The sequence below is a fragment of the Agrobacterium sp. GW821-FHT14E08 genome (genome assembly GCF_058803865.1).
Window position 1 is genome coordinate 231,953 of the sequence record NZ_JBXAPJ010000007.1, and the last position, 14,913, is coordinate 246,865.

16 protein-coding genes are annotated in these 14,913 nt (G+C 59.0%); 6 read left to right on the forward strand and 10 right to left on the reverse strand.

Annotation, left to right across the window (positions count from 1 at the left end; all coding sequences use genetic code 11):
• Window positions 1-57: 57 nt before the first annotated feature.
• A complete protein-coding gene (locus tag AC1ROR_RS22300; protein ID WP_498590770.1) occupies window positions 58-558 on the reverse strand; it encodes a YciE/YciF ferroxidase family protein in 501 nt (166 codons plus the stop codon).
• A 168-nt stretch (window positions 559-726) separates the two neighbouring features.
• Here AC1ROR_RS22300 and AC1ROR_RS22305 point away from each other — a divergent pair, with 168 nt between their 5' ends.
• Entirely contained in the window at window positions 727-1,212 is a 486-nt protein-coding gene (locus tag AC1ROR_RS22305) for an MgtC/SapB family protein (protein WP_003498468.1), read from the forward strand.
• Window positions 1,213-1,219: 7 nt separating this feature from the next.
• Here the strand turns inward: AC1ROR_RS22305 and AC1ROR_RS22310 are convergent, their stop codons facing one another.
• The 6 genes from AC1ROR_RS22310 to AC1ROR_RS22335 are packed head-to-tail and all read right to left on the reverse strand — an operon-like array spanning window position 1,220 to window position 5,093.
• Window positions 1,220-2,446, reverse strand: a complete 1,227-nt coding sequence (locus AC1ROR_RS22310; RefSeq protein ID WP_498590771.1) for an NAD(P)/FAD-dependent oxidoreductase — start codon at window positions 2,444-2,446, stop codon at window positions 1,220-1,222.
• A 19-nt stretch (window positions 2,447-2,465) separates the two neighbouring features.
• Window positions 2,466-2,876, reverse strand: coding sequence for a TIGR02588 family protein (locus tag AC1ROR_RS22315; RefSeq protein ID WP_080839044.1), 411 nt, complete (start codon window positions 2,874-2,876; stop codon window positions 2,466-2,468).
• 7 nt (window positions 2,877-2,883) lie between these two features.
• Window positions 2,884-3,741, reverse strand: a complete 858-nt coding sequence (locus AC1ROR_RS22320; RefSeq protein WP_498590772.1) for a TIGR02587 family membrane protein — start codon at window positions 3,739-3,741, stop codon at window positions 2,884-2,886.
• A gap of 53 nt (window positions 3,742-3,794) precedes the next feature.
• A complete protein-coding gene (locus tag AC1ROR_RS22325; RefSeq protein WP_080839048.1) occupies window positions 3,795-4,235 on the reverse strand; it encodes a PPC domain-containing DNA-binding protein in 441 nt (146 codons plus the stop codon).
• 57 nt (window positions 4,236-4,292) lie between these two features.
• Window positions 4,293-4,853: a DJ-1/PfpI/YhbO family deglycase/protease gene (locus AC1ROR_RS22330; RefSeq protein WP_498590773.1), complete on the reverse strand. Its 561-nt coding sequence runs from the start codon at window positions 4,851-4,853 to the stop codon at window positions 4,293-4,295.
• Window positions 4,854-4,871: 18 nt separating this feature from the next.
• Complete coding sequence (locus AC1ROR_RS22335) at window positions 4,872-5,093, reverse strand: hypothetical protein (protein WP_035223556.1); 222 nt, start codon at window positions 5,091-5,093, stop codon at window positions 4,872-4,874.
• Window positions 5,094-5,382: 289 nt separating this feature from the next.
• Between AC1ROR_RS22335 and AC1ROR_RS22340 the strand changes: the two genes are divergently transcribed.
• Genes AC1ROR_RS22340 through AC1ROR_RS22350 form a run of 3 tightly spaced genes read left to right on the forward strand, consistent with a single transcriptional unit; the run spans window position 5,383 to window position 9,144 of the window.
• The gene (locus tag AC1ROR_RS22340) at window positions 5,383-6,213 is read left to right on the forward strand and encodes an N-formylglutamate amidohydrolase (protein WP_498590774.1); all 831 of its coding nucleotides are present in this window, start codon (window positions 5,383-5,385) and stop codon (window positions 6,211-6,213) included.
• Complete coding sequence (locus AC1ROR_RS22345) at window positions 6,210-8,087, forward strand: flavohemoglobin expression-modulating QEGLA motif protein (protein WP_498590793.1); 1,878 nt, start codon at window positions 6,210-6,212, stop codon at window positions 8,085-8,087. The genes AC1ROR_RS22340 and AC1ROR_RS22345 overlap by 4 nt, the downstream gene beginning before the upstream one ends.
• Before the next feature lie 10 nt (window positions 8,088-8,097).
• Entirely contained in the window at window positions 8,098-9,144 is a 1,047-nt protein-coding gene (locus AC1ROR_RS22350) for a glutathione synthase (RefSeq protein WP_080839059.1), read from the forward strand.
• A gap of 2 nt (window positions 9,145-9,146) precedes the next feature.
• On the opposite strand, the gene AC1ROR_RS22355 is transcribed toward AC1ROR_RS22350, so the two are convergent.
• Window positions 9,147-10,169 carry an NAD-dependent epimerase gene (locus AC1ROR_RS22355; RefSeq protein ID WP_498590775.1) on the reverse strand — a complete coding sequence of 341 codons (1,023 nt, stop codon included), beginning with the start codon at window positions 10,167-10,169 and terminating at the stop codon, window positions 9,147-9,149.
• A gap of 86 nt (window positions 10,170-10,255) precedes the next feature.
• Window positions 10,256-11,587 carry a UDP-glucose dehydrogenase family protein gene (locus AC1ROR_RS22360; RefSeq protein WP_498590776.1) on the reverse strand — a complete coding sequence of 444 codons (1,332 nt, stop codon included), beginning with the start codon at window positions 11,585-11,587 and terminating at the stop codon, window positions 10,256-10,258.
• Between the two features lie 382 nt (window positions 11,588-11,969).
• Between AC1ROR_RS22360 and AC1ROR_RS22365 the strand changes: the two genes are divergently transcribed.
• Complete coding sequence (locus AC1ROR_RS22365; protein WP_003522518.1) at window positions 11,970-12,857, forward strand: DMT family transporter; 888 nt, start codon at window positions 11,970-11,972, stop codon at window positions 12,855-12,857.
• A gap of 104 nt (window positions 12,858-12,961) precedes the next feature.
• Window positions 12,962-13,942, forward strand: a complete 981-nt coding sequence (locus tag AC1ROR_RS22370) for a glutathione S-transferase family protein (RefSeq protein ID WP_035223551.1) — start codon at window positions 12,962-12,964, stop codon at window positions 13,940-13,942.
• A gap of 12 nt (window positions 13,943-13,954) precedes the next feature.
• Here the strand turns inward: AC1ROR_RS22370 and AC1ROR_RS22375 are convergent, their stop codons facing one another.
• Window positions 13,955-14,857 (reverse strand): LysR family transcriptional regulator, encoded by a 903-nt coding sequence (locus tag AC1ROR_RS22375; RefSeq protein ID WP_498590777.1) that lies wholly within the window; start codon window positions 14,855-14,857, stop codon window positions 13,955-13,957.
• Window positions 14,858-14,913 lie beyond the last annotated feature (56 nt).

A 14,913-nucleotide genomic window follows, 5' to 3' on the forward strand; every position in this document is an offset into this window, starting at 1 on the left:
AAAAAAAACCGGAATGGATGACCATTCCGGTTTTTTTAATTGTGCGGCTGAAACCTGTCATGCCGCTTTCTTCTGGGCCGCCGCATTGATCGAAGTCTTGGCAAGCGATGTCAGCGCATCGTCTGTTTTGGTTTCTTCCTTGAGCGTGGCGTCCAGCAGGGAAACGACGTTGGCGTGTCCCAGCTTTTCCGCCCATGCCTTTAGGGTGCCGTAACGCGCGATCTCATAATGTTCGACCGCCTGGGCCGACGAAATGAGACCGGCATCGAGAGCCGCCGTGCCCTTGAAGTCATCCATGATCTCCTCGCCCTCGGCGATGATGCCCTGGATAGCTTCGCAGGTCTTGCCCTGCGCCCGCTTGCCGATCATTTCGAACACTTCCTGCAGGCGTTCGATCTGTCCCTGCGTTTCTTCCTTGTGCTTTTCAAAGGCCTGTTTCAGCTTGGTATCGGTTGCTGCCCGCGCCATCTTCGGCAGGGCTTTGAGAATCTGCCTTTCGGCGTAATAGATATCCTTCAACGTGTCGTAAAACAGGTCGTCGAGTTTCTTCTCGGCCATTGGTCCTTCTCCCATGTGTGAAAGTGCGTGGCGTGCGCCCGCACGGGAGACAAACCCTTCGCAGCTCCCATGGTTCCGGCTCCGTTGCGCGCAACATTTATATTGCTGCAGGGAACCAACAGGCTTTCCCTAACTTACTGTGCTGAAATTTCGGGAGGAGACACGACTGTGCCCCAAAGCCTTGCAGAAGAATTTTCCATGAATATCTCCATTCCCTTCGAGGTGCTGGTGGTGCGCGTTTTTGGTGCGGTCATCCTGTGCGGCCTGATCGGTCTGGAGCGCGAATTTCACAAGAATACTGCCGGTCTTCGCACCAATATGCTGATCGGTCTTGCAGCGGTCACTTTCTGCGTCATCACCATCCATATGATGGAGACGATGGCGGAGGGTCATGAGGCCGCGCGGCTCGATCCCATCCGGTTGGTGGAGGCCGTGACGGCGGGCATCGCCTTTCTGGCGGCAGGTGTGGTCGTCTATACCAGGGGCGATGTCAAAGGTCTGACGACGGGGGCAAGCATGTGGCTCTCCGCGGCGATCGGCCTTGCCGCCGGTCTCGGCATGTGGCCGCTGGCCATTGTTGCCGCCGGCATCGGCATCGTCGTCCTGTGGACGCTGCGCCGCATACAGGTGGTGGCGGGCATCAAGGACGAATGAACGGCGATCAATCGAACCGGAAGAGATCGGCGTCAGGATCCTTGCCGCCATTGACGGCGGCAGCGATTATCTCGGCGGCGATCTGGCTGAAGGTGATGCCGTTACCCCCGAAGCCCATGACGGCGTAGACGTTCCTCATGCCGGGAACCGCGCCGATCAGCGGCAGGCCGGTGGTGGTGGTACCGAAGGCCGCCGCCCAGCGATATTCCGGCTCTCCGATGTCGATACCAAGGAGACTTTCTATCTTACGCCGGATTGCATCCTGTTTGGCAAAGAGCTTTCCTTCAGAAAGGTACGATGTCGGGTTTTCCTCATCCTCGCCCCCTGCGATCAGGCGTCCGTCACGGTCGGTACGCAGGTAGAGATAGGGATCGGAAGCCTCCCAGACGATATGGCTTTTCAGCCAGTCCGGCAGATCGATGCCCTTCCTGCTCGCCAGCGCCCAGGTGGAGATGATCTGATGTTTCGGGCTTTCCAGCGACTTCAGGAATTCGTATCCGGTGCAGAAAACGACATTGCGGGCGGAAAGGATCTTGCCCTGTGCGGTGGCGACGACCACCTCGTCACCGAGGTTTCTGAGATCGGTGATTTCCAGATGGGACACGATTTCCGCACCGGCGCCCGACGTGTGGCGCAAAAGGCCGGCCGTCAGCTGTGCGGGATTGGCGGAGGCCGAAATATCGCTAAGGATAGCCCCAGTCCGATCGATGGCGTAGTCGCTCCTCAATTCGGCGGGGCCAAGGAAGCGCGCCGCAATCCCTGCTTCTTCCCGGGCTGCCGCTTCAGCCTTCAGCGCGCGCGACCCCATTTCGTCGCCGGCGAGATAAAGCGCCTGCTTGCGCGCCATGCTGCAGGATATGCCGAGCGAGGAAACGATTTCCTCAAGACGCAGGACGGCCCGCGCCGAGCGTTGCCACGCCCGATCCGCAGCGTCCCTACCGATCATCTTTCTGAGTTCAGTCAGAGGTGTGTCGATCTCGTGTTGAATCATCGCGGTGCTGGCGACGCTGCTGCCCATTACCGGGTCACGCCGGTCGACGATCAGCATCGACTGGCCCGGCCTGTGCAACGCATGGGCCACAAGCGCGCCGCTGATGCCGGCACCCACCACGATCGTGTCATAATGGTTGGCTTCCGGGGTCTTTCCGCTGCGAATGCCGATGCGGGGCGTATCGGCCCACAGGGGTTTTGATTCCCTGAGGTCCCGTTCCTTCGTCAGTTCCGATGTGGGCATGAAAGTGTCCTGAAAGGTCTCACGGCTCGGTATAGCCGGCGACGTTGATGATGAGTGTTCCGTTTTGGGGATTGTTTCGGAAGAAGAGCGTGCCGGTGTCGCGGGATTCCGAGGCGACATAATCGAATGTCACGTCGGCGCTTTCCAGCGTGGCGGCATTTTGCTGCAGGTCGCCGCGCACATGCACCTGCGCCGCCGTCGTCATGGAGAGGTTGCGAATGTCGAAACTCACCCGGTACTGTCCCGCCTGTGCCTCGACGTCCGTGACGGCAAACTCGAAACGGGCCTTGTCCGGCTTGTAGCGATAGATGTCATAGCCGATCCAGCCGAGCATCGCGACGACAAGAAGCGTACAGACGGCGCCCGTCAGCCACTCCACCCAATGCGGCTTGGGGCTTTCAACATGTTTGCGGCCCTTCGATATGGTCATTTTTTCCTCACAGGATCAGCCGGGCAGAGGCTGCGCCGATCGAAGCGGGAACACCGAGAATGACGGCGGCATTCATGATCTGCGACAGCGAGGTATGGTCGAGACGTTCGAAGGTCCAGAGCGTGTAGATACTGATGGCAATGGCGATGACATAACCGGGCAGGGTGAAGCGCAGGAAGGACTGCCACCATTCCTGCCCCTCGTGCACTTGGTGCGACCCCTTGAAATGAAGCGCATAAACGAAGCCGTGCATGATCGCGATCGAGACCAGGCAAAGCGCCAGAATGTGATAGGGAGTTACTTTGTAGGCAATCAGGATCATTTCTTCCGTCGGGGCGACATTGAGGCTGAGAAAAAGCGCGCCGACCATCATCATGAAGAGTTCGTGCAGATAACCCGTCTCGCCGGAATATTCGCCATCGTCCTCATCCTCGGTGTCGGAATGTTCGCCGAGCTGGCTGCGGCCAAGCAGCGCCCCGATGCTGGCGGGCACGGATTGCAGGGCGATTTTGGCGATGAGATTTGAGATGGTGAGCTGATCGTTCAAAATGCCGAACAGCAAAAGCACGGCGGCGCTGACGGCAATGCCCAGCCCATAGGCCGTTATTGCGTCACGCAGCGCCTGTGTCCGGGAATGAATATTTTCAAAGCCGATGCGGCGGGCGAGCAGGAAAAGCAGCGGCAGGTTGAGGATGCAGAGCAGCAGAAGCCGCCAGGAATTGATGTAAAGGCCTAGAAACCACATTTCCATGGTCATCAGCATGGGCAGGGCAAACAGCAGTGCGCCTGCCGTTCCACGTGCCAGACCGATCAGAAATTGCCTGACTTCATCACTATCCGCATCTTTTCGTGTGATTGCCGCCATGCGTCCCCCTGCATGAAGAGATAACGCAGTGGCGTTTTTCCGGTTCCGTTGGTCTATTTCGCTGGATCGATGAGGGCGATGCCGAATTCGCGGCGGTAACTGCGCCGCAACTCCGCCGGTGTCTCGCGAATGACGACTTCGAGCGTCGGGCGCACCACCCCCTTCAGGAAATGGCCGCCTTTCGTAGAACCGTCGGCAAAGCCCAGCACAACGTGCAGGTGCGGATTTGGGGTGTCGTTTTCGTCAAGCGTAATATCGCCAAGCAGGCTCAGAACCTCGCTCTGCTCCGTCACGGGAATTTCCTTATATTCGCGCGTAGAAAGGTCGAAAAAAGCGAGCGTCGCAGTTGAAAAGGCACCTATCGCGGTCACCGACGCAGCGTTTATGTTTTCCGATTTTGCGAAGCGGCGGATCGCCTCGAATGCCTCTTCCTCCGGGTCGATGACAAGAATGAAGGTACGTTCGGCACCGGTGGCCAGCAATCTACTTTTCATGGATGTCTCCCAATAAAAGTGCCGCCGGCAAGCGGCGGCACAGGTATGTCGTGGGCCTCAGGCGGCACGGCGTTCGTGGCGGCCTTCCTCGACCTCCTCGACGATTTTCGCAACGAAGGCATCGAGGTCTTCCGGGCTGCGTGACGTGATGATGCCCTTGTCCGTCACCACCTTTTCGTCCTTCCAGTTGGCGCCGGCGTTTTTCAGGTCGGTCTTGATCGACCAGTAGGACGTGGCGTTACGGCCGCGCAGGGCATCCGCTTCAACGAGAAGCCAGGGGGCGTGGCAAATCGCAGCCACGACCTTACCGGACTTGACGAAATCGCGAATGACGCGCATCGCATCCTCGTCGTGGCGCAGGACATCCGGATTGATCTGGCCGCCTGGAAGAACCAGCGCATCGAAGTCATCCGATTTGACGCTCCCGGCGGAAAGATCGACGGCAATGCTGTCGCCCCAGTCCTTTTTATCCCAGCTCCTGATCTCGCCTTCCTTGATTGAGGCGATCTTTACGTCCGCACCCTTGGCCTTCAACTGGTCATAGGGCACGCGCAGTTCGGAGCGCTCATAGCCGTCCGTTGCGAGAATGAGGATCTTTGCAGCGTTGATGGCAGTCATATCTGTCTCCTTATGGGTTCAATCATCCTTGTCGGAATTCACGGAAGGGAGAAAAAATTCCACGTCCTTCAGGCGTTCCTCGTCGAGATTTTCGATGTTGGTCTGCCAAAATCTCTCCGCTTCCGCCGGTTCGTCTTTCCATTGGCGCACGAAGGTCTTGTTGTCGTCGATCATGACCTGGCGGGTACCGCCGAGCCGAAGATATTCTTCCGCAAGTTTGCGCGTTTCGGTCTTTTCCATGTCGCGGCTCCTTGTGCGTGGAAAGCGGGGACGGAGGGACGCCGGATGGGTAAGAAGCTCGGCTGCCGTTTCGTTGGCCACCGGGAGAAAACGGAAAAATCCCGATGTTCTTCAGCGCCATCGCGTCCGTTTGACACGGCGGCCCTCCTGCCAGAACAACGTGGGCTTTCCTATATGGTTCCCATGTTTTGAAGGAGTGTCATTGCCGGGGCCAAATACATCGCGCGCAATTTTTCCCGGAACAAACGGGCCAGTCCCGCTGTTTTACCCCCGATGCAGGGGAGGCAGCATGGCAGCCGGACAGAGCGACAACGAATACCACGGCAATAACGAAAACAAGGGTTTCTGGTCGATCGACTTCGGCAATTCGCCCGTCATCGGCACGGCTATTCATGACGGTCATCGCATCCGTCCCGATATAGCCGGCCTGATGGCGCTTTCCCCGGACAAGCGGCTGCGGGAAGAAGATCCCTTTACCGGCGTGATGATCGCCGGGATGACCAACCGTATCGTCGTTCACCATTCGCGTTTTGAAATCGATCTCAACCGCGCTGCCGATCAGGCGATCTATTTAAAGCCGGAACAATCCTGGGGCTTGGAGGTCTGGAACGGGCAGCCGCCCGAAGACGCGCTTCGCCAATCGCTCGATTTTCATGCCGACTATTACACGATGCTTGAAGCGGTTCTTTCAACGGTTGAGCGCCGGCACGGCGCTTTCGTGGTGTTGGACGTACATAGCTATAATCATCGCCGGCAGGGCGCTGCCGCGCCGCCAACGGCGCAGGCGGAAGCGCCCGATATCAATATTGGCACCTATTCCATGGACCGCAGCCGCTGGAACGACATCGTCAGTGCGGTGGGCCGTCATTTTGCGTCCGCGATCATCGGCGGGCGCCGCCTTGATGTGCGCGAGAATGTGGCCTTTCAGGGCAAAGGAGAACAGACCCGCTTCATTCATGAGCGCTTTGCGGAAAATGGCTGCGCCATCGCGATCGAATTCAAGAAATTCTTCATGGATGAGTGGACGGGAGAGGCGGACGCGCGCGCGGTGGCGGATATTCGCGACACGATTGCAGCACTTCAGCCGGTTATTGAAGAATGTCTGAGATCGCGGCGATGAATATATCCTCCGCCCGCAATGCGCCGTCCCCCATCACCGATCTGGTCGATGATGTCGTGTCGTGCCTCGAGGCCGGCAAGGCCGTCCGCCGCGATGTCGGAAAAGATGGCCGTCTGCATATCGACCGGCCGCTGCCGTTCCTCTGCCTGCATCTGACGGGCGGCACGAAAGACCTCGCCGCGCGCGATATCGCCGCTGCCCATGCATCCTATCTCATCGCCTCCACCATTCAGGAGGCTGCGCCTCTGATCGAGGCCGTGGGCGCCGCCATGCGGCAGCGTTTCGGCGCTTTCATGGTGATTGATATCGGCGAGCTGGAGCATGATATTCTTCTGGCCGACGATTCCCCCTTCCTGCCGCATTATGAAGTTTCCGTCTCCGCGACGGCTGAGCCGGAAACGCAAAAGGCGCGCCGCGTCTTCATCAAGGCGGTTTGTGATGCCGAGGTGCGGTTTCGCACGCCGCGCATCACCCGGCCGGAACCGGATGCCGATCCGATCCTCAGGTTTCAGAATACCGGGCTGGATTTCCCCTGCATCAGCGTGCGTTTTGCGCCGATCTATCGTCAGCCGGAATCCGGAGCGGATTATCCTGGCCTGCGCGAAACGATGATCGCCGATCTTTTCGATGCCGGTTTGCAGGCTTTCTCGTCATTTGCTTCCGGCATGGACGCCCTCAAGGTCACCAGCCACCGGGCACTCGGCCGCAAAGCCTTCGTTGATGCAGTCAGACGTGCGGATCGTTCGATCGACGACATTGTGTCTTCCTTCGATTTTCTTCTCTCCGTTACGCCGATCAATGCTCGCCGGGCCTTCGAGGAATTCCGCGATGGCAGCTTTCAATATGCGCCGCGTCTGCTCTACCGGCCGCTCGGCGTCGATGTCGAGGAGCAGAAACGCAAGCTCTATTCGGTCGGTTTCGATCATCTGGAAGACCCGGTGCTTTATCACCTCTACCGGGAAAAACAGCGGGAGATCGATCTGCAGCTGACGATGCTTGCAAGCCTGCACCATCGCACCTTCACCGATTTTTCACGCGCCCTGTATGGCGCCGTGGAACCCGCACTTCTGACACTGGCGCTTGGTGTGCTCAAGGATTGTCCGCGAAAGGAAGAAGGCGGCGAAATCGCCATGGTCGATTGTTACGCGGTCGCCAAGAAGTCGCGGGAGATGGTCGAGACCTATCTGGCGGAAGACCCGGAATTCAAGGCACGCGTCGAAATCCGCGACGACCTGCCGCCGGGCCTGATGGTGACGGGCGAGAAACTTCTGATTTCCCGCCACACCGTCATGGAACAGCGCCGTGTCGAGGCGTTGCTGTCGCATGAGATCGGCGTGCATCTTCTCACCTATTTCAACGGCTCGTTTCAGGGCTTGCGCCTCTTCCGCACCGGCCTCTCCGGATACGAGGGCGTGCAGGAGGGGCTGGCGGTGCTGGCGGAACATCTGGCCGGTGGTATGACGCGTGAGCGCCTGCGGCTGATCGCCGGCCGTGTTATCGGCTGTGCCGCCATGCTGGATGGGGCAAGCTTCGTGGAGACCTTCCGCATCATGACCCGCGATCACGGTTTCGATGAGGCTGGGGCCTTCAACATGGTGCTGCGTATCTATCGCGGCGGCGGTCTTTCCAAGGACGCGATCTATCTGCGTGGGCTGGCGGAGGTGCTGGAGCATCTGCGCAGGGGCGGGGCGCTCGATCCGTTCTGGATGGGCAAGATCGCCGCCGCCCATTTTCCGGTGATGCAGGAGCTGGCCCTGCGCGGCCTGCTTCGTCCGCCGGCTGTCAGGCCCGCATTTCTGCTGCCCGCCCGGGCCAATGAGCGGCTGGAAAAAATACGGGCGGGATTATCCATTGCCGAACTGGCGACATTATAGGAGGGGCTTCATGCGTATCGCATTTTTCGTCAATTCCATCGAAACCGAGGGACCGAACTACGCGACCGGCCTGCTTGCCATGGCGGCGCTCAATCGCGGCCACGAGGTGGTCTATCTGACGCCCGGCGATTTCACCTTGCGCTCGGACGACAGCCTGACCATCCATGCCACGGTGCTGCCGAAGGCGAAATACAAGAAATCGGATGCGTTTCATGCTGCCCTGCAGGACAAGGCGCTGGAACGGCGGACCATGGATGTGGAGGAAATCGATGCGCTGATGCTGCGCAACGACCCCTCGCTTGACCAGACCACTCGACCATGGGCGGTGCATGCCGGCATCCTGTTCGGGCGGCTTGCCGAACAGCGGGGCGTCGTGGTTCTGAACGATCCCGAAGGTCTGGCGCTGGCGCAGAACAAGCTCTATTTCCAGAGCTTTCCCGAAATCGTCCGCCCGACCACGATCATTTCGCGCAATGTCGAGGAAATCCGCGCCTTTGCCGACGCGCACCCCAAGGGTGTCATCGTCAAACCGCTGCAGGGCTCCGGCGGCAAGAACGTTTTCAAGATCGGCTCCAGCAAGGAGGCCAATCTCAACCAGATTTTCGAGGCGGTGAGCCTCGAAGGTTATCTGATCGCGCAGGCCTATCTGCCGGCCGCCAAGGATGGCGATATCCGCTTCTTCATGATGAATGGCCGCCCGCTGATGCGCGATGGTCAATATGCCGCCCTGCGCCGCGTGCCGGCGAAAGGCGATCTGCGCTCCAACATTCACGCCAAAGGCACCGCCGAGGCGGTGAAAGTGACGGATGAAATCGTGGCGCTTGCCGACATGATGCGGCCGAAGCTGGTGGAAGACGGCATGTTCCTTGTCGGGCTGGATATCGTTGGCGACAAGATACTGGAAGTGAACGTGTTTTCCCCGGGTGGCCTTTCCAATATCCGCGATCTCACGGAGATGGATTTCAGCGACACGATCATCGAGGCCGTTGAAACCAAGATCACCATGCAGAGCGCTTCCGGCGGCACCATTTCCAACCGCCTGCTGGCGACGCTGTGAGGCTATTCCCGTAATTCGGCCGGATGCATCTCGCGATACCAGGCGACGAGGGCCTTGATGCCCTCTTCGACCGGGGTCTGCGGCACGTAACCGGTCAAGGCTCTCAGAAGATCGGGCGAGGCGAAGGTGCGGGGAACGTCGCCCTGCTGCATCGGCAGCATGTTGCGGATCGCGGGTTTCCCGACCGCCTTTTCGACCGTCTCTACGAAATGCATCAGTTCCACCGGCTGGCCGCCGCCAATATTGACCACGCGGAAGGGCGCGTGGTGCGAGAGCGTATCGTTGACGCCTTCCTGCGTGACACGGTTTTCCTCGGATGGGATGACCGTGCTCAGCCGGACGATGCCCTCCACCAGATCGTCTATATAGGTGAAGTCGCGGCTCATATTGCCTTGCCCGTAAATATCGATCGGCCGGCCGTTGGAAACGGCGTCGACGAATTTGATCGGCGCCATGTCCGGCCGTCCCCATGGACCGTAGACCGTGAAGAAACGGAAGGCGGTGGTGGGCAGCTTGTGCAGATGGGCATAGCTGTGCGCCATCAGTTCCATCGATTTTTTGGTGGCGGCGTAAAGCGTCATCGGCTCGTCCGCCTTGTCGCTTTCCGCGAAGGGTATTTTTTCGTTGGCGCCGTAGATGGAGGAGGTCGATGCCAGCATCAGATGCTTGACCTGCAAACTTCTGGCGAGCTCCAGCATGTTGAACGAGCCGATGAGATTGGAATCGATATAGGCCCGTGGATTTTCAAGGCTGTAACGGACGCCCGCCTGTGCGGCGAGGTGGATGATGATCTCCGGTTCGGCGGCCTCTGCCGCGCGCTTCAACGCATCCGTATCTTCCAGCATGCCGATTTCGGCCCGGAAGCCGTTGGAGCGGGAAAGAATGGCGTGGCGTTTTTCCTTGAGGCTGACATCGTAATATTTCGTCATGCCGTCGAAACCGGTCACGAAATGGCCGGCGTCCAACAGTCGCTTCGCAACGTAAAAGCCGATGAAGCCAGCCGTGCCGGTAACCAGATAACGCATGATGATTATATCCCGAATTCGTTGGTGCGTTTGCGGTCTGACCGAAGCGCAGAAAACCTTTTAATGAAATGGCGAAAACGAAACCTCTATGCGCCCTTGTCGAAACCGCCTTCATGCGGACGGCCGACCGCGGCATAGATGAAACCATGCGCGGCGACCTCATCCGTGCGGTAGATATTGCGCAGATCCACCAGCACCGGATGTTTCATGATCGCCTTCAGGCGCGGCAGGTCGAGCGCGCGGAACTGGTTCCATTCCGTCACGATCACCACGGCATCGGCATCTTCCGCCGCCTCGTAAGGGCCGGCCGCGTATTCGATGTCTTCCATCAGATGGCGGGCATTCGCCATGCCTTCCGGATCGTAACCGACCACTTTCGCACCGCCGTCCTGCAGGGTCTGGATGATGGCGATTGCCGGGCTGTCGCGCATGTCGTCGGTATTCGGCTTGAAGGTGAGGCCAAGCACGGCGATCTTCTTGCCGCGCACATCGCCGCCCACCGCATTGATGACCTTGCGGCCCATGGCGCGCTTGCGATTGTCGTTAATGGCGATGGTGGTCTCGATCAGCCGCACCGGCGCGTCATAATCCTGCGCGGTCTTGGCAAGCGCCAGCGTGTCCTTCGGGAAACAGGAGCCGCCATAACCGGGGCCGGCATGCAGGAATTTGGGGCCGATGCGGCCATCGAGGCCGATGCCGCGCGAAACATCCTGCACATTGGCGCCGACCTTTTCGCAGAGGTCAGCCATTTCGTTGATGAAGGTGATCTTCATCGCCAGAAAGGCGTTGGCGGCATATTTGATCAGTTCGGAAGCGCGTCTTGTGGTGAAGAGCAGCGGCGACTGGTTGAGATAGAGCGGGCGGTAAACCTCGGTCATGACGGGGCGGGCGCGCTCGTCCGAAAGGCCGACGACGATGCGGTCCGGCCGCTTGAAATCCTCGATGGCCGCACCTTCGCGCAGGAATTCCGGGTTGGAGACGACAGCGAAATCGGCCGAGGGGTTTTCCTCGTGGATAATACGCTCCACCTCATCACCTGTGCCGACGGGAACGGTGGATTTGGTGACGATGACCGTGAAGCCATCAAGCGAATGGGCGATCTCTTTTGCCGCTGCATAGACATAACCAAGATCGGCATGGCCATCGCCGCGCCGCGAGGGCGTGCCGACCGCGATGAAAACGACATCGGCATTGGCGACGGCTGCGGAAAGATCGGTGGTGAAGCTCAACCGCCCGGCCTTGGCATTGTTGGCGACGATGGTCTCCAGACCCGGTTCGAAGATGGGAATATGGCCGCTTTTCAGGGCCTCGATCTTCTCCGGCATCTTGTCGACGCAGACCACATCATGGCCGAAATCCGCAAAACACGCGCCGGACACGAGGCCGACATAACCCGAACCGATCATCACAATCCGCATTCTTTTTCCTTTCGGTTAGCGAGGCCATGGTAACGCAGCAATATCAGCCGGGGAAATCGGCGGATGAAAATCGCACGATAATATTTAGCCGCCTTCACGCCCGCCGCCAAGCACCACGATCAACACCGGCTAACCTCTTTCCATGACGGTGATGTGATGGCCATGGCGGGACAAATTTGCCGCACCTTGCAGCCATTTTCATCGGTTGGGTTCAATCGGGCAATTTTGCCGTTTTTCCGGCTTGCACTCATAGGTAGCCGGGTCTAGCCATAGGGTGAGGATCAAATCTGCCAGACTGTCTGTCCCTTGAAGGGGCGTCCGGGTCGCGTTCCACGCGGCCGGGGGATGCTTTGCATTGCGGTCGGTGTTTGGGGAAGTTCAAATGCAAAAGGGTTTTCTGCTCGGTCTGTTCGCTTATGCGACCTTTTCCATGGGCGATGCCACCATCAAGTCGCTTGGATCGCAGATCAGCGTTTTCGAAATCGGCTTCTTCAGCATTCTATTTTCCGGCATTTTCATTTTCTTCAGCAAGCCGCGCGAAGAAAGGTGGCGTGAATTCTGGCGCATGAGCCGGCCCTTCGCCGTGCACGGGCGCGCCATCTCCGGCCTTTTCGCGGGTATTTTCGGCATCTATGCCTTCACCACCATTCCGCTGGCGGAAGCCTATGCGCTGATCTTCCTGTCGCCGCTCTTCGTGACTGTACTTTCCGCCGTGGTGCTGAAGGAGAATATCGGTCCATGGCGCTGGGCGGCGGTTCTGGCGGGTATCGTCGGCGTGATCCTCGTCGTGCGGCCAGGCTTCAAGACGCTGGAACTCGGGCATTTTGCCGCCATCGGCGTCGCCTTCCTGGCGGCGATGACCATCGTTTTGCTGCGCTCGCTTGCTGGCAAGGAAAAGCGCACCTCGATCATGGGCGTGCTGCTGATCTACGGCCTCACCTTCAATGGCATTGCCTCCATCCCCGAATTCGTCATGCCCAACCTGCACCAGCTATTGGCCTTCGCCTTCATCGGCCTTTGCACGGCAACGGGGCAGATCACCCTTCTGGTCGCCACCCGCATCGCGCCGGCAAGCCAGATCGCGCCATCGCATTATTCGCAAATCCTCTGGGCCGTGGCGATCGGCATGGCTTTCTTCCACGAATATCCGGATGCTGTCGCCGTGCTTGGTCTGGCCGTCATCGCCGCATCGGGACTGCTGACGATGATCCGCGAAAAGGTGAGGCTGGGCACCGTGCGCTGGAACCCGTTTTTCCGCAATCGGCTTTGAACTCACTCTTGATCGGAAACAGTGCGTCAACCGAAGCGCGGCTTGCGGGCCGGTGGCAACCCGGCCCATAAGGCTTTCATCTTTAGATGAACGGAGAGCCGCAAATGCTCGTGGATGGAAAATGGACCGCCGAATGGCATCCGGTGCAGGCGACCGACAAGAAAGGCGGCTTCGTTCGCCAGACCTCCGGCTTCCGCAACTGGGTGACACCTGACGGCTCGGCGGGGCCGACGGGTGAGGGCGGCTTTGCGGCCGAAAGTGGCCGTTATCATCTTTACGTCGCGCTGATCTGCCCATGGGCATCGCGCACGCTGATCGGCCGAAAGCTGAAGAAGCTGGAAGAGGTGATTTCCGTTTCCGTTGTCGAGCCTACCCTTTCCGACGAGGGCTGGAAATTTGGCGACTATCCGGGCGCGGATCGCGATAGGCTCAACGGCTTCACCTATATGCACGAGGTCTATACCAGCGCGGATCCGCACTATACCGGCCGCGCCACCGTGCCCGTGCTTTGGGACAAAAAGACGAAAACCATCGTCAACAACGAATCCGCCGATATTCTGCGCATGCTGAATTCCGGTTTCGGCGATCTGGCCGATAATAGCGTGGACCTCTATCCTGAAGGTTTGCGCGATGAGATCGACGCTCTGAATGATCACATCTATCCGCGCCTCAACAACGGCGTTTACCGGACCGGCTTCGCCACCACGCAGGTCGCTTATGAAGAGGCCTTCGCCGATGTATTTGCAACGCTTCAGGAGCTCGAAAATCGCCTCGTTTCAGGTGGACCTTTCCTTTTCGGCGATCTTTTAACCGAAACAGATGTCCGGCTTTTCGTGACGCTTGTGCGTTTCGATGCCGCCTATTACGGCCTGTTCAAATGCAATCTTCGCTGTATCGCCGATTATCCCGCCCTTCAGGCCTATATCATGCGGGTGCTGACCATTCCGGGCGTGCGCGACACGGTCAATATCGACCATATCAAGCGCGGTTATTATTCCATCAAGGCGCTCAACCCGACCCGCATTGTGCCCGTCGGCCCCGATCTTCCGGGGCTGTATGACGTTTCCCTCAGCCCTTCGAGCTGAGTGAATGATGGATTACACCGGCTTGCCGACCTGATCGAGCAGCCATGCCTGAAAGGCGCGGGCCAGTGCATTGTCCTGCCGTCCTTCCGGCAGGGCCACGTAATAGCTCTTGTCAGTTTGCAGGGGAATGTCGAAGACGATTTCGAGGCGGCCGGAGGCGATCTCCGCCTCGATGAGATATTTCGGCAGAAGGGCAAAACCGATGCCGCTTGCGGCGGCCTCGATGATCATCGAGAACTGGTCGAAACGGCTGCCCTGATAGGCATTCTCCGCCGTCACCCCGTTCATCTCCAGCCATTCCGTCCACAGTTTCGGCCGCGTCGTCACATGCAGGAGCGGCTGCCCGGTCAGATCCTGCGGCTGGTTCACGCCGGCGCGGCGCAGCAGGGCGGGGCTTGCGACCGGCACGATCACCTCGTTGCACAAAAATGTGCAGGTGCCATGCGCCCAGACCGGCTGGCCGTAGTGAATGGCGAGATCGAAACCTTCCTCATCAAAATCGAAGGGATGCGAGCGCGAGCCGATGGTGATCGTTATTTCCGGATTGGCTTCGATGAAGCGGTGGAGGCGCGGCATCAGCCAGCGGCTGCCGAATGTCGGCAGTGTCGCGACGGAAAGCGATGCGTGCGATGTTCCGGCTGAAACCGCGCGCACCATCAATTGTTCGGATTGCTGTAGCAGGCGCCGCACATCGGGCAGGAATTTACGCCCCGCTTCCGAAAGCACGACCCGCCTGCGGATGCGCTCGAAAAGCTGCATTCCGGTCTGCGCTTCCAGTTCACCGATCTGCCGGCTCACCGCGCTCTGTGTGAGGTTGAGTTCTTCCGCTGCACGCGTAAAATTGCCATGCCGTGCCGCGCATTCGAACGCCTGCAGGGTAACGATGTCAGGGACCAGTCTTCTGCGCGGATCCATTCCATTCTCGCATCAACTTACCCGCTTTCCTCATTGGAAAAGGGTCGTTATGGCCA

Excerpts from the sequence above, each read along its gene's own strand:
- AC1ROR_RS22300 (WP_498590770.1), bottom strand. The coding sequence starts at position 558 with ATGGCCGAGAAGAAACTCGACGACCTGTTTTACGACACGTTGAAGGAT.
- AC1ROR_RS22310 (WP_498590771.1), bottom strand. The coding sequence starts at position 2,446 with ATGCCCACATCGGAACTGACGAAGGAACGGGACCTCAGGGAATCAAAA.
- AC1ROR_RS22315 (WP_080839044.1), bottom strand. The coding sequence starts at position 2,876 with ATGACCATATCGAAGGGCCGCAAACATGTTGAAAGCCCCAAGCCGCAT.
- AC1ROR_RS22320 (WP_498590772.1), bottom strand. The coding sequence starts at position 3,741 with ATGGCGGCAATCACACGAAAAGATGCGGATAGTGATGAAGTCAGGCAA.
- AC1ROR_RS22325 (WP_080839048.1), bottom strand. The coding sequence starts at position 4,235 with ATGAAAAGTAGATTGCTGGCCACCGGTGCCGAACGTACCTTCATTCTT.
- AC1ROR_RS22330 (WP_498590773.1), bottom strand. The coding sequence starts at position 4,853 with ATGACTGCCATCAACGCTGCAAAGATCCTCATTCTCGCAACGGACGGC.
- AC1ROR_RS22335 (WP_035223556.1), bottom strand. The coding sequence starts at position 5,093 with ATGGAAAAGACCGAAACGCGCAAACTTGCGGAAGAATATCTTCGGCTC.
- AC1ROR_RS22340 (WP_498590774.1), top strand. The coding sequence starts at position 5,383 with ATGGCAGCCGGACAGAGCGACAACGAATACCACGGCAATAACGAAAAC.
- AC1ROR_RS22345 (WP_498590793.1), top strand. The coding sequence starts at position 6,210 with ATGAATATATCCTCCGCCCGCAATGCGCCGTCCCCCATCACCGATCTG.
- AC1ROR_RS22350 (WP_080839059.1), top strand. The coding sequence starts at position 8,098 with ATGCGTATCGCATTTTTCGTCAATTCCATCGAAACCGAGGGACCGAAC.
- AC1ROR_RS22355 (WP_498590775.1), bottom strand. The coding sequence starts at position 10,169 with ATGCGTTATCTGGTTACCGGCACGGCTGGCTTCATCGGCTTTTACGTT.
- AC1ROR_RS22360 (WP_498590776.1), bottom strand. The coding sequence starts at position 11,587 with ATGCGGATTGTGATGATCGGTTCGGGTTATGTCGGCCTCGTGTCCGGC.
- AC1ROR_RS22365 (WP_003522518.1), top strand. The coding sequence starts at position 11,970 with ATGCAAAAGGGTTTTCTGCTCGGTCTGTTCGCTTATGCGACCTTTTCC.
- AC1ROR_RS22370 (WP_035223551.1), top strand. The coding sequence starts at position 12,962 with ATGCTCGTGGATGGAAAATGGACCGCCGAATGGCATCCGGTGCAGGCG.
- AC1ROR_RS22375 (WP_498590777.1), bottom strand. The coding sequence starts at position 14,857 with ATGGATCCGCGCAGAAGACTGGTCCCTGACATCGTTACCCTGCAGGCG.